Source organism: Streptomyces sp. NPDC052020, assembly GCF_040680575.1.
Lineage (GTDB): Bacteria > Actinomycetota > Actinomycetes > Streptomycetales > Streptomycetaceae > Streptomyces.
The window spans coordinates 352,433-364,401 of record NZ_JBFAWY010000001.1; the positions used below are offsets into that span (position 1 = coordinate 352,433).

At 71.6% G+C, this 11,969-nt stretch carries 13 protein-coding genes; 5 read left to right on the forward strand and 8 right to left on the reverse strand.

Annotation, left to right across the window (positions count from 1 at the left end; all coding sequences use genetic code 11):
* Positions 1–13: 13 nt before the first annotated feature.
* From AB0L74_RS01560 to tgmA, 4 genes are read right to left on the reverse strand one after another with little or no spacing between them, the layout of a single operon-like run.
* The gene (locus AB0L74_RS01560; RefSeq protein WP_365644272.1) at positions 14–310 is read right to left on the reverse strand and encodes a DUF6087 family protein; all 297 of its coding nucleotides are present in this window, start codon (positions 308–310) and stop codon (positions 14–16) included.
* A gap of 18 nt (positions 311–328) precedes the next feature.
* Positions 329–1,492: an ATP-grasp peptide maturase system methyltransferase gene (gene tgmC / locus AB0L74_RS01565; RefSeq protein ID WP_365644275.1), complete on the reverse strand. Its 1,164-nt coding sequence runs from the start codon at positions 1,490–1,492 to the stop codon at positions 329–331.
* On the reverse strand, positions 1,489–2,448 hold the full coding sequence (gene tgmB / locus AB0L74_RS01570) for an ATP-grasp ribosomal peptide maturase (RefSeq protein WP_365644500.1): 960 nt from the start codon (positions 2,446–2,448) through the stop codon (positions 1,489–1,491). The genes tgmC and tgmB overlap by 4 nt, the downstream gene beginning before the upstream one ends.
* 5 nt (positions 2,449–2,453) lie before the next feature.
* Positions 2,454–2,714, reverse strand: a complete 261-nt coding sequence (tgmA, locus tag AB0L74_RS01575) for a putative ATP-grasp-modified RiPP (RefSeq protein ID WP_365644278.1) — start codon at positions 2,712–2,714, stop codon at positions 2,454–2,456.
* A 670-nt stretch (positions 2,715–3,384) separates the two neighbouring features.
* On the opposite strand from tgmA, the gene AB0L74_RS01580 reads away from it, so the two are divergent.
* The 3 genes from AB0L74_RS01580 to AB0L74_RS01590 are packed head-to-tail and all read left to right on the forward strand — an operon-like array spanning position 3,385 to position 5,007.
* Positions 3,385–4,053, forward strand: coding sequence for a helix-turn-helix transcriptional regulator (locus AB0L74_RS01580; protein ID WP_365644281.1), 669 nt, complete (start codon positions 3,385–3,387; stop codon positions 4,051–4,053).
* Entirely contained in the window at positions 4,050–4,637 is a 588-nt protein-coding gene (locus tag AB0L74_RS01585) for a hypothetical protein (RefSeq protein ID WP_365644284.1), read from the forward strand. Before AB0L74_RS01580 ends, AB0L74_RS01585 begins: the two co-directional genes overlap by 4 nt.
* Positions 4,638–4,653: 16 nt before the next feature.
* Positions 4,654–5,007, forward strand: a complete 354-nt coding sequence (locus tag AB0L74_RS01590) for a hypothetical protein (protein WP_365644287.1) — start codon at positions 4,654–4,656, stop codon at positions 5,005–5,007.
* A gap of 176 nt (positions 5,008–5,183) precedes the next feature.
* Here the strand turns inward: AB0L74_RS01590 and aceE are convergent, their stop codons facing one another.
* The 4 genes from aceE to AB0L74_RS01610 all read right to left on the reverse strand — a co-directional run bounded on the left by aceE (position 5,184) and on the right by AB0L74_RS01610 (position 10,313).
* Entirely contained in the window at positions 5,184–8,048 is a 2,865-nt protein-coding gene (gene aceE / locus AB0L74_RS01595) for a pyruvate dehydrogenase (acetyl-transferring), homodimeric type (protein WP_365644290.1), read from the reverse strand.
* A gap of 223 nt (positions 8,049–8,271) precedes the next feature.
* Positions 8,272–9,090, reverse strand: a complete 819-nt coding sequence (locus tag AB0L74_RS01600; protein WP_365644293.1) for a GntR family transcriptional regulator — start codon at positions 9,088–9,090, stop codon at positions 8,272–8,274.
* Between the two features lie 267 nt (positions 9,091–9,357).
* Positions 9,358–9,723 (reverse strand): MazG-like family protein, encoded by a 366-nt coding sequence (locus AB0L74_RS01605; RefSeq protein ID WP_365644296.1) that lies wholly within the window; start codon positions 9,721–9,723, stop codon positions 9,358–9,360.
* A gap of 44 nt (positions 9,724–9,767) precedes the next feature.
* Complete coding sequence (locus AB0L74_RS01610; RefSeq protein ID WP_365644299.1) at positions 9,768–10,313, reverse strand: DoxX family membrane protein; 546 nt, start codon at positions 10,311–10,313, stop codon at positions 9,768–9,770.
* Between the two features lie 124 nt (positions 10,314–10,437).
* Between AB0L74_RS01610 and AB0L74_RS01615 the strand changes: the two genes are divergently transcribed.
* Both AB0L74_RS01615 and AB0L74_RS01620 read left to right on the forward strand, forming a co-directional pair.
* The gene (locus tag AB0L74_RS01615) at positions 10,438–10,764 is read left to right on the forward strand and encodes a nuclear transport factor 2 family protein (RefSeq protein WP_365644302.1); all 327 of its coding nucleotides are present in this window, start codon (positions 10,438–10,440) and stop codon (positions 10,762–10,764) included.
* Between the two features lie 65 nt (positions 10,765–10,829).
* Entirely contained in the window at positions 10,830–11,816 is a 987-nt protein-coding gene (locus tag AB0L74_RS01620; protein WP_365644305.1) for an aldo/keto reductase, read from the forward strand.
* Positions 11,817–11,969: the final 153 nt, after the last annotated feature.

Sequence of the window (11,969 nt, forward strand, 5' to 3'; positions counted from 1 at the left end):
GGGTATCTCGTGGCTATCGGGGCGCCTGAGGCTTCCGATGTCTGCCGGTCCCTGGACCGAGCCTCGGCGCCGTCGGCGGGGCCGTGGCGGCCTCGGTCTGCGGAAACAGGAGGCGCCGCGCCTCCGCGAGATTCGCCGCGAAGCCATGCGGCTCCCACAGGTGCCCGTTCCACCGCTGGATCGCCCGTGGAGCGTCGGGGTGCAGATGTGATCCCCTCGGACCGTCACCGCTCACGAGAGGTACGGCACGGAGCTGCCCGATCCTCGCGTCACGGCGCTCGGCCCACTGGGACAGGGGTTCATCGTCCATTCCTCGGAGGGTAGTGGCTCAGGAGAGCCGGTGTTCCCAGCGCAGTGACGGGCTCTGGTCGATCCAGTACAGGTGGGACGCGGTCGTCACTCGAAGCCGAATGGCGTCGATGTCCGGTTCCCCGGCGTTTTGCCAGGCGACAAGGGAGCGCTCGATGTCGTCCCACAGAGCCACGGGGCCGCCCTGGCGTACGGTCCAGCTCTCGCCGTCGGCGATGAACTCGGCGAACGACTCCCGCTCGGGGTCGAAGAGGTACCGCGACGGTGCGTCGTCGCTGCGGGTGACGCAAACCAGCTGCACTCCCGGTGCGGCGAGCTGAGCGAGGAAGGCGGGCACCCACTCCTCCAGGATCAGAGGGGACACCAGCGCGGGCCGGTCATCGTCCGCGTAGGCGGCGCGGGCGGAGAGGTCCCCGGCCAAAGGTGTCATTGCCTGGGCTCGCGCCTGCATGAAGGAGGAGCGTCCGATGATCGCGCCCTCGGCGGTACCGTCATCGCCGACGGTGAGCTTCGCCAGACCGGTTCCCCAAGGCCAGGAGCCGACCGTGCTGAGAACGATGCCGCCGGGCCTGGTCTGCCGGACCCACGTGTACGGGATGCGGCGGACCGCGCAGGTGGAGATGACCCTGTCATAGGGCGCCCGGCGCGGATGGCCGAGGAGTCCGTCGCCCGTCACCGTCCACGTGGAATAGCCGACGGTTTCCAGGGCGGCATCGGCGCGTGCCGCCACCTGCGGGTCGACCTCGACCGTGGTGACGTTGTCCTCGCCGAGGTAGTGGCACATCAGGGCCGTGGAATAGCCGGTGCCCGTGCCGATCTCCAGGGCGCGGTGTTCGGCGGTGAGGTCCAGGGCTTCGATCATGTTGACGACCGTCGTCGGGTCGGTGGAGGACGACGTGGGCACGCCCGTGACGGGTTCGCAGGTCTGTTCGGCGGTGAGGTGGCCGTCGAGTTGTGTGGTGAGGGTGTCGAGGCTGTATACGATCTTCAGCCAGTCCTCCGGATCGGTGCCGAGGGCGGTGACCGGCCGCCAGCTCCGCCCCTCGTTGAGGAAGACCCCGGGGTGGAGAAAGTGCTCGCGGGGAACGGTCTCCACGGCTGCGCGCAACCAGGGAGACTTCAGGGCGCCCTTGCACGTGAGCAGCGCGGCCATGCGACGCCGCTCGGACGCGGAGTCAGTCATCGGCGGTCTCCTTGCATGAGTAGGTCGGCAAAGGCTGCGGACATCGGTAGGCCGGTCTCGGCCTCCAGCCAGCCCCACTGCCCGTTGGGGTTCAGCTCCAGCCACCAGTAATCGCCCGCCCGGTCCACCGCGAGGTCGAAGCTCCCCGATACCAGCTCCAGTCGGTTCAGATAGGCATGCAGTGCCTTGTCCACGCGATGGGGGAGGTGCTCGACGGTGTACGTCAGGGCGCTGTAGTCCTTGCGCCAGTCCAGCAGGTCGGAGTCGATGCGTACGGCAAACGTGTGCCGGCCCACGATCAGGGCCCGAACGTCGGCGACCTTGTCCACCCGCGCCTGGAACAGGTGCGGGGTGACACGAACACTGTCGTCGATCTCGTCGGCGGTGACCGGAGTAGCCCATCCGGTTACCGGCACGCCGTCACGCGCGTACGGGGTCCACCGCAGCGTTTTGAAGATCACCTCTCCCTGAGTGCGGATGAACTCGCGTGCTACGGCCGAGTCGTTGGTGACGAGAGTGGGCGGGACGGTGAAGCCGAGTTGCTGAGCGAGGGCTAGTTGACCGGGCTTGTAGTCGGCCGCCGCAATGCGCAACGGGTGGTTGACCCAGAGCGGGCCGTTCAGGGCATAAAGCGTGCCCCCGAGCCCGTAGCGGACCTGCGCGGCGGCGAATCGGGAGTCGTCCGGAGACAAGTGGGGGAACGTGGGCCATTCCGGGCGTCGCCAGTACACCGCTCGGACGCGGGCGAGGTCGGCGGTCCTTGACGGGGTGCGCACCTGCCCGACCGCAGAGGCCGGGCAGGGGCCGAACCGAGCCGAGACCGTGAGATCCTCGCCGATGTCGGCGGGGTTGAACCGGACCACCGGAACATCCCGCCGGTTGAGTTCGGTGATCACCATGTCGGCGGTGATGTCGTCCGCCTCGGTGGCCACCAGAACCGGTTTTTCCTCGGTCATGGTCATCAGTCCTGGTTGCTGTCCTGGTCGTGACCCTGGTCGTTCCGGGAGTCCGAGTTCGTCGTCGTGGAGGTCTCGGTGCCGGAGCTGGTGCCGTGCTTGCCCATCTCGACCACCTCACCGGCGCTGTTGTGGAATACGCCGAGTTGGGTCGTGGGGTCGATGACGACCGTGGTGTGGGGGCGGCGGATGGTCGTTGGGTAGGGCGTGAGTCGGCCCGCGCCCCACGGCCGCATGGGGTTGGTGAGTTCAGCGGAGCTGGTCATGAGACTCTCCTCGGGGTGAAAAGGATTGGTGCGGGAAGCCGCCCGCGTCGGCAGGGTGCGGACGGCGATGTGCGGACACCGCCTCGGAAGCGAGAGGGTGGATGTTGTCGGCTGCGGTCGTCCACTCGACCCCGGACGCGGGCCGGATGCGTGCGACCCGGACCGTGCCGTGGCTGTGGAGATCGTGCGTGACAGCGACGAGAACACCCTCCCCGCGAGAGGCGATGTCGCGGACGATCATGTTGAGGAGTGGGTGCTGCTCGTAGCCGTCGGGACAGGCCGGGTTCACGCTTCCGTCTCCTGCTGGGTCTCACCGCGGCGCATGAACTTCTCCCAGCCGATGGCCGCCCGTTTCCGCAGAGCCCGGCTCGGGGCACCCGGCCGGGGCTCCGGTGGCGTGCCCGTACGGCCGCTGGTGCCAGGCTTCCTGCGGGGTGGTTCGGAAATCGTCACGCGGTCGCTCCTCTCGGGCGGGGCAGCAGCGGGCCGTGGGCCACGGCGCGACTGTGCCTCAGTGAGCCGCCCGGAGGATCCCTCAACCACCGAGCGGTGTGTGACCAGTGAACGACGATCCGTTACCGTCTCCCAGAGCGGACTCCGCGCATCTCCCAGGCGTTTTCCGGGCATCGGTGGCGTGAGCTGGGAAGGCGCTCTTTGTGAGGGGTGACCAATGGCCTCACGGCGTAGGCGTTTTGCCGACCGGCGAGCCTTACGGGGCTACTCTCAGGAGGAATTCGCCGAAGCACTTGCGGTGGCCACGTCCACCGTGATCCGTTGGGAGGGCGGCCGTGCCACACCACAGCCGCACCAGCGGCCCAGAATTGCAAGCCTGCTGGGAGTCACCCTCTCCGAGCTGGAAGGGCTTCTTGCCGAAGAACAGCCGGCCGAACCTGCAGTGCCCTCTGCTACCCCCCTCCTTCTTCACGGTGATGATGACGATATGAAGCGCCGCGATGTCCTGGGCCTGCTCGCCGTCACTGGCGCGCTGGTCACCCTGCCCGGTTCGGACGAGGCATCCCGAGGACACGCGGCGACAGCTCTCGTGGAGACGGGGGAGGATCTGCATCGCAGTCTGTGGCAGGTCTACACCCTCTCGGACTCCAAGCAGACCGTCCTCCCGGCTGTCCGCAAGCAGCTCGATGCCCTGACGACGGGCCTGGCCGAGGCGCGCACCGCGACGGACCGGACCCGGCTGTGCACGATGACGGCTGATATCTACCACTCGTCGGCGAACTCTTCTTCGACGCCAACCGGTACACCGACGCCGCCCAGTGCTACACGCTGGCCGCCCAAGCGGCCCATGCCGGTGGAGACCACGACCTCTGGGCCTGCGCCATGACCCGCCACGCCTACGTCGAGCTGTACGCCCGCCGCGCGTTCGCCGCCCAGCCGTTGCTGGCGGCGGCCTCTGGGATTGCCCGGCGTGGGGACAGCGCACTGTCCACCCGCTATTGGGTCGCAGCGGTCCAGGCCCAGGCGTACGCGGCTATGGGTGACATCGACGGCTGCACCCGGGCCCTCGACGACGCCGAGAAGGTTCTCTCCCTTGACGGCCACTCCCACAACGGCGGCTGGCTCCGCTTCGACGGCTCCCGCCTCGCCGAAGAACGAGGAGCCTGCTACCTCCAGCTCGGACGCCCCGACCTGGCGGAAGACGCCCTTACCGCAGCCCTCGCGCAGCCCTTGTCGCTGCGTCGCCGCGCCGCCGTACTGAGCGACCTTGCCGTCCTCGGGGTCCACCGGCGCGACGTCGACCAAGTCGTGCACTACGCGGAGACAGTCATCAGCCTGGCCGACCAGTCGAACTCCGGATTCATCGCCAAGAAGCTGGACGGACTCCGAGGGCGTCTTGCCCCGCTCATGTCCGATGGCCGAGTCTCGAATCTGGATCAACGAATTGCGGCGCTTCAGCGCACCGCATGACGAGAGGGACACGTGCATGAGCGACGGTCGGATCTTCCGTGAGGCGTGGATCGCCGGTGTGACCAAGTACTACCCCGGTGAACCAAAGCCCGGCTACGTCACGCCGTGGGACGAGACGCCTGAGTGGGAGCGCGAGGCTGCCGCAGCCGTGTACGGACAGGTTCGCGACTTCATCAAGGTCAGCGAAGGGCACGCCACACGGCTCTCCCGCGAGCAGAAGGGTCGCTTCGTGGCGATCTGCTGGGTCGCCCAGATGTTCAAGTACTTCGAGGACCCGAAGCCCGGATATGTCGCCGACTGGGCCGACCTTCCGGCCTGGCAGCAGGAGACGGACTCGGATATTTTCGAGCACATTGAGCAGACCGTCTGAACTACGAGGACGACGAAGCCTCCGTCCGGGCCGCTCCCGGGCGGGGCCATCTCCTTACGTAGCCACGGAAGTGCCCTCCCCGCACGTTTGCGCCAGTCATAGCGCTGTGGTGCTTCGCGGGAGACGGCGGGCCCCCGGCCCCCTGGACGGAGGGTGGCCGGGGGCGGACCGGTTTGTTATCGGCCCCGCCGCGCGGTGAGGACGTCCTGTTTGCGGATGCGGCCCCCGATGCCGCTGCCCCGTACGGCGGACAGGTCCACGCCGTCCTCGCGGGCGAGCCTGCGCACCAGCGGGCCGGCGTAGAGGCCGGTGTCCGCCGTGCCGGTGTCCCCTGCCGCCTCGGCGCCCCCGGTGGACCCGGCGCCCCCGGCGGCCGTTTCGCCGGACGGGGCCAGGCCGTAGCGGGCCGCGGCGCGGGCCGGCAGGGCGGGGTCGACGGTGCCCTCGGCCGCGAGTGTGCGCAGGGTGTGGACGACGATCGACTCGGGGTCCACGCCGAAGTGCCGCCGGGCGTGGGCGCGGCTGTCGGACAGGCCGAAGCCGTCGGTGCCGAGCGAGGTCCACCGCCCCGGAACCCAGGGGGCGATCTGGTCGGGGACGGCGCGCATCCAGTCGGAGACCGCCACGACCGGTCCGGGGACACCGCCGAGGGCCTCCGTCACGTACGGGACGCGGCCGGCGCGCTCCGCCTCCATGGCCTCGCGGCGCAGCAGGGTCCAGGACGGAGCCGACCAGACGTCGGCGGCCACCTGCCAGTCCTCGGCCAGCAGCTCCTGGGCCCGGAGGATCCAGTGGATCGCCGTACCGGAGGCCAGCAGCTGGGCGCGGGGCGCCTTTGGGGCGGCCGGCCCCGACTCGCGGTAGCGGTACAGGCCGCGCAGGATGGCGTCCTCGATCCCCTCGGCGGCGGGCATCACGGGCTGCGCCTTGGGCTCGTTGTAGACGGTCAGGTAGTAGAAGACGTCCTCGGCGGCCTCCCCGTACATCCGGCGCAGACCGTCCTTCACGATCACCGCCACCTCGTAGGCGAAGGCGGGGTCGTAGGGCAGGCAGGCCGGGTTGGTGGAGGCGATGAGGTGGGAGTGGCCGTCGGCGTGCTGGAGGCCCTCGCCGGTCATCGTGGTGCGGCCCGCGGTCGCGCCGACCACGAAGCCCCGGCCGAGCTGGTCGGCCAGCGCCCAGAACTGGTCGCCGGTGCGCTGCCAGCCGAACATCGAGTAGAAGATGTAGAACGGGATCATCGGCTCGCCGTGCGTGGCGTACGAGGTGGCGGCGGCCGTGAAGGAGGCCAGTGAACCGGCCTCGGTGATGCCCTCGTTGAGGATCTGGCCGCTGGTGCTCTCCTTGTAGTAGAGGAGCTGGTCGCGGTCGACCGGTTCGTAGGTCTGGCCCCTGGGCGAGTAGATCCCCGCGGAGGGGAACAGCGACTCCATTCCGAAGGTGCGGGCCTCGTCCGGGACGACCGGGACCCAGCGGGGCCCCGTCTCCTTGTCCCGCATCAGATCCTTGACCAGACGGACGAAGGCCATCGTCGTCGCGATCTCCTGGGTACCGGAGCCCTTGGTGAGCGCGGTGAACGGCTTGTCCGCCGGCGGGGGCAGCGGGCGGTGCCGGACCCGTCGTTCGGGCGTCGGGCCGCCCAGTGCCCGGCGGCGTTCGCGCAGGTAGGCGATCTCGTCGGAGTCGGGGCCGGGGTGGGCGTAGGGGACCAGGCCCTCGCCCAGGCGGGAGTCCGGGATGGGCAGTTCCAGCAGGTCCCGCATGGCGCGGAACTCCTTGCCGGAGAGCTTCTTCATCTGGTGGTTGGCGTTACGGGACTCGAAGCCCGGGCCCAGGGTCCAGCCCTTGACCGTCTGGGCCAGGATCACCGTCGGGGCGCCCTTGTGGGCGAGCGCCGCCTGGTACGCGGCGTAGACCTTGCGCGGTTCGTGGCCGCCGCGCGACGTGCCCACGATCCGCGCCAGGTCGCCGTCGGAGTACGGCGCGGCCGACGCCGCCAGCGGCCCGGCGAACAGGCGCTCGCGGATGTAGGCGCCGTCGCGCGCGGCGAACGTCTGCAACTGCCCGTCCGGCAGCGCGTCCAGCGCGGCGAGCAGCCGGCCCTCGGTGTCCGCGGCGAGCAGCCCGTCCCACTCCTCCCCCCAGGGCACCTTGACCACGTTCCAGCCGGCGGCGCGGAACTGCGCCTCCAGCTCCTGCATGATCTTGAAGTTGCCGCGGACCGGGCCGTCCAGGCGCTGGAGGTTGCAGTTGACGACGAAGGTCAGGTTGTCCAGCTCCTCGCGGGCGGCGAGGGCGAGGGCGGCGGTCGACTCGGGCTCGTCCATCTCGCCGTCGCCGAGGAACGCCCACACATGGGAGCCGGAGGTGTCCTTGACGCCGCGGTGGGCCAGGTAGCGGTTGAACCGGGCCTGGTAGATCGCGGAGAGCGGGCCGAGGCCCATGGAGACGGTGGGGAACTCCCACAGCCAGGGCAGGCGGCGCGGGTGCGGGTACGAGGGCAGGCCGCCGCCTCCGGCCTCCATCCGGAAGCGGTCCAGCTCGGCCTCGCAGAGCCGTCCCTCCAGGAACGCGCGGGCGTAGACGCCGGGGGAGGCGTGGCCCTGCACGTAGAGCTGGTCGCCCGACCCGGGCGCGTCCTCGGCGTCCTTGCCCTTGAAGAAGTGCTGGAAGCCCACCTCGTACAGCCAGGCCGCGGAGGCGTAGGTGGCCATGTGGCCGCCCAGGCCGCCGCGTTCGTTGCCGCGGGTGACCATGGCGGCCGCGTTCCAGCGGTTCCACGCGGTGATCCGCGCCTCCATCGCCTCGTCGCCCGGGTAGGGCGGCTCGGCGGCGGTCGGGATGGTGTTCACGTACGGGGTGGTCGCCAGGTCCGGCAGCGGTGCGCCCGACCGCCGGGCGTGGTCGATCACCCGGCGCAGCAACCGCCCGGTGCGTTCCGGGCCCACGGCGCGCAGCGCGCCGTCCACGGAGGCCAGCCACTCGTCCACTTCCTGCGGATCCGGCTCCGGCAACTGGTCCAGCTGGTGCTTCGGGGACATGGGGTTCGTCCCTCCTCGACTTGGGTGGCATCAGGGGCGGCCGTGGTCACGGCGCCGCGCCCCTGGCGGCCGGTCCTGTGGGTGGAACGGCCGACTTCGGTCGACGAGCCCCTCGCTAATTCCGAGTGACGGAAGACTGATTTCTCATTGCAGAAGTTAGGGCCCGGTGTGGAGGGGGTCAATGCTTACTGGTGAGTAGTTTTCAATGATCGATCATTTGCCCTCACGGTTGGGCCTCACGGCCGGTGGGTCCCGCGGCTCCGGCGGGCCCCGCGGCCCCGGCGTCGTGGGCCGTCCGCGGCTTGGGCGCCGTGGGCTGCGCGGCGTACTCCATGACGTGCAGCTCCATCAGGCGCCCGATGTACGGGTCCCGGCGGCGCAGGCCGTCGACGATCGCCTGGTGGTCCTCGGCGTTCTCGTGCAGCTCCGTGCGCAGCCAGCGCAGGGACAGGCGGGTCCACGCCTCCACGCCCAGCCACTCCCAGTGCCGGATGAGGACCGGGTTGCCGCTGGCCCGCACGACGGTCCGGTGGAAGGCGACCGCGTGGGCGATCTGCCCGTCCAGGTCGGCCTGTTCGGCGGCCCGGGTCATGGCGGTCAGATGCCGCTCCAGCGCGCCCACCTCGCCGTCCAGGCGCGCGGCCGCGAGTTCGGCGGCGCGGCGCTCCAGCGCGGCCCGTACGAGGTAGACGTCCCGGAGCCGGTCGAGGGACAGGTCCCGGACCCGGACGCCCCGGTTGGGCGCGGAGCTGACCAGTTCCATCGTCTCCAGTTCGCGCAGGGCCTCGCGCACCGGCGCCTGGCTGATGCCGAGTTCCAGGGAGATCCTGCGTTCCACGATCCGGTCTCCGGGCTCCCAGCGGCCGGCGACCAGGCCGTCCAGGAGGAAGCGGCGGACCTGCTCGTGCAGGGGCGCGCGGTCCAGGGGGGAGCGGCCCAGCGGACCGTGGTCCCGGGCCGGACGGGCCGGGACCGGCGCGGCCCCGCCCGGCGGCCCGGCGGGAGCGGGGGTGGCGGCGGGGGTGGCGGGGGTGGATGGCATCGCGACTCCGGATCGTCTTCGAGGCTTTGAGTAATGATCGATCATCCGCTACGGTACGGGAACACGACGAACCGCGCGGACACATCGACCCCAGGGGCCGGTCCGCTCCGCGCGCCGGGTGTGGGCCCGGCCTCGCGACCGGCGGATTTCTCCCCGGCGTCATCCCCGGATGACTCCGGTCGCGCGCGTGAACGGCAAGGCCGGGGCGGCGCATCGCCGCCCCGGCCAGCGCTGTCCCGGTCGCGGCCCCGGGCCGCCGCGGCCCGCTCAGCCGCCGAGGGAGCGTTCCCTGACCCGGTCCAGATGGCGGGTGAAGACCTCGCGGGCCTCGGGGGTGAGCGTCCGCAGGGCCACCAGCGCCGTGATCACGACGTCGCACAGTTCGGACCGGACGTCGTCCCAGGTGTGGGTGGCGCCCTTGCGCGGGTTCTGGCCGGTCGCGCCGATCACGGCCTGGGCGACCTCGCCGACCTCCTCCGACAGCTTCAGCACGCGCAGCAGGAGTTCCTGTTCGCCGTCGGCCGTCCGGTTCGTCTCCAGCCACCGCCACAGGTCGTCGACGGCGTCCCAGAGGCCGGCCGCGGCCGGAGAGGCGGAAACAACGCGGGGGAGGGAAGGGGTCGGATCGCTCATGCGGGGCAGCCTGCCACGCGGGGCCCTCGCGGTGAGGCGGTCCGTCATTCCTCGAACAGGGGTTCCTGCCGCCCTTCCGCCGCCCGCCGCAGCCGGCGGTTCCGCGTCCCGATCACCACGGCCGTGCCCGCGGCCACCGCCGCGAACGCCGCCGGGACCATCCAGCCGCGGTTGACCGCGTGGCCGAGCGCGTGGTCCAGGGAGAGGCGGCCCGGCCCGGTGACGGCGAGGCCGGCGGCGGTCAGGCCGAGCGACACCGCGTACTCGTAGCCGCCGGACTGGGCGAAGAACCCGTTCGGGGCGTGCACCGCGGCGGCGCCCGCCATGGCCCCGGCCGCCGCCGCACCGGCGGCCGGGGTGGCCAGGCCCAGGGCGAGCAGCGCGCCGCCGCCCGCCTCCGCCAGGCCCGCGGCCATGGCGCTCGCCCGGCCCGGCGCGTAGCCCATCGACTCCATGGCCCGGCCGGTCCCCTCGATGCCGCCGCCCCCGAACCAGCCGAACAGCTTCTGCGCGCCGTGGGCGGCCAGCACCCCGCCGGTGCCCAGACGGAGCAGCAGCAGTCCCAGATCACGTCGGTCGTAACAGTTCACGTCGGCTCCCTCGGCGGACGGCGGTCCCCTCGCCCCTCCACCGTCGCACCGCCGGTGCCCGGCGGGCTCGCCCTGGGTGCCGTTCGGGTGGCGGGGCCCGGTGGCCGGTGTGACGCTGACCGGCATGACGATTCAGACCACCCGCCTCAGCGATCCGGCCGTCCGCGCCTTCGTCGCCGCCGTCAACGCCCATGACCGCGAGGCGTTCCTGGCCCTGCTCGCGCCCGGCGCCACGATGGCCGACGACGGCCTGGACCGGGACCTCGACGACTGGATCGACCGGGAGATCTTCTCCTCCAACGGCCATCTGGAGGTCGACCGGGAGTCCGACGGCGGCCGGGCCCTGCTCGCCCACTACCGCAACGACACCTGGGGGGAGATGCGCACCCGGTGGAGCTTCACCGTCGACGAGGACGGCAGGATCTCCCGTTTCGAGACCGGGCAGGCCTGAGGCACGGAGACCGGCCGCCCGGGGGCCTTGCCTTGGCGTGCACTCCAACGCCTAGCGTCCCGGCCATGGAGACCACACGCACACTGGGACGCAGCGGTATCGAGGTGAGCGCCCTCGGCTTCGGCTGCTGGGCGATCGGAGGGGAGTGGCAGGCCACCGACGGGCAGCCGCTGGGCTGGGGGAAGGTGGACGACGAGGAGTCCGTACGGGCGATCCGGCGCGCTCTCGACCTGGGCGTCACCTTCTTCGACACGGCGGATGTCTACGGCACCGGGCACAGCGAACAGATCCTCGGCCGCGCCCTCGGCAAGCGCAGGGACGATGCCGTCGTCGCCACCAAGTGGGGCAACCTCTTCGACGCCGACGCGCGCACCCTCACCGGCAGCGACGACTCCCCGGAGCACGCCCGCCGGGCGCTGACCGCCTCCCTGCGCCGCCTCGGCACCGACCACATCGACCTCTACCAGCTGCACATCGCCGACGCGGACCCGGACCGCGCCGCCGAACTGCGCGAGACGTGCGAGGAGTTCGTCCGGGAGGGGCTGGTGCGCGCCTACGCCTGGAGCACCGACGACCCGGAGCGGGCGGCGGTGTTCGCCCGAGGGGAGCACTGCGCGGCCGTCCAGCACATGGCCAACGTGCTCCAGGACGCCCCGGAGATGTTCGCCCTGTGCGAGCGGGCGGGCCTCGCCTCCATCGCCCGCAGTCCGCTCGCGATGGGGCTGCTGAGCGGACAGCGCAAGGTCCGTGACCGGCTGGAGGCCGGGGACATCCGCAGCCGGCCGCCCGTCTGGCTGCGGGGATTCCGCGACGGCTCGGGTGCCGACCCGGCGTGGCTCGCCCGCGTCGAGGCGCTCAGGGACATCCTCACCAGCGACGGCCGTACGCCGGCCCAGGGGGCCCTGGCCTGGCTGTGGGCGCGCAGCCCGCACACCGTGCCCATCCCCGGGTTCCGCTCGGTGGCGCAGGCGGAGGAGAACGCCGGAGCGCTGGAGAAGGGGCCGCTCACCGGGGGCCAGATGGCCGAGGTGGAGCGCGTCCTGGGGCGGTGACCACGGCTGAGCGCCGGACGCGGCGCGGGCCGGGCGCGCGGACCGGGCACGGGTAGGGCGCGCGGACCGGACGCGGACAGGGGCGCGGCTGGCGGCGCGGTACCCCCCCCGGTACCCCCCGGTCACTCGCCGGCGCGCGCCCCCGAAGCCCCC

Coding starts and splice junctions, on each gene's coding strand:
- AB0L74_RS01560 (WP_365644272.1), bottom strand. CDS start 310: ATGGACGATGAACCCCTGTCCCAGTGGGCCGAGCGCCGTGACGCGAGG.
- tgmC (WP_365644275.1), bottom strand. CDS start 1,492: ATGACTGACTCCGCGTCCGAGCGGCGTCGCATGGCCGCGCTGCTCACG.
- tgmB (WP_365644500.1), bottom strand. CDS start 2,448: ATGACCGAGGAAAAACCGGTTCTGGTGGCCACCGAGGCGGACGACATC.
- tgmA (WP_365644278.1), bottom strand. CDS start 2,714: ATGACCAGCTCCGCTGAACTCACCAACCCCATGCGGCCGTGGGGCGCG.
- AB0L74_RS01580 (WP_365644281.1), top strand. CDS start 3,385: ATGGCCTCACGGCGTAGGCGTTTTGCCGACCGGCGAGCCTTACGGGGC.
- AB0L74_RS01585 (WP_365644284.1), top strand. CDS start 4,050: ATGACCCGCCACGCCTACGTCGAGCTGTACGCCCGCCGCGCGTTCGCC.
- AB0L74_RS01590 (WP_365644287.1), top strand. CDS start 4,654: ATGAGCGACGGTCGGATCTTCCGTGAGGCGTGGATCGCCGGTGTGACC.
- aceE (WP_365644290.1), bottom strand. CDS start 8,048: ATGTCCCCGAAGCACCAGCTGGACCAGTTGCCGGAGCCGGATCCGCAG.
- AB0L74_RS01600 (WP_365644293.1), bottom strand. CDS start 9,090: ATGCCATCCACCCCCGCCACCCCCGCCGCCACCCCCGCTCCCGCCGGG.
- AB0L74_RS01605 (WP_365644296.1), bottom strand. CDS start 9,723: ATGAGCGATCCGACCCCTTCCCTCCCCCGCGTTGTTTCCGCCTCTCCG.
- AB0L74_RS01615 (WP_365644302.1), top strand. CDS start 10,438: ATGACGATTCAGACCACCCGCCTCAGCGATCCGGCCGTCCGCGCCTTC.
- AB0L74_RS01620 (WP_365644305.1), top strand. CDS start 10,830: ATGGAGACCACACGCACACTGGGACGCAGCGGTATCGAGGTGAGCGCC.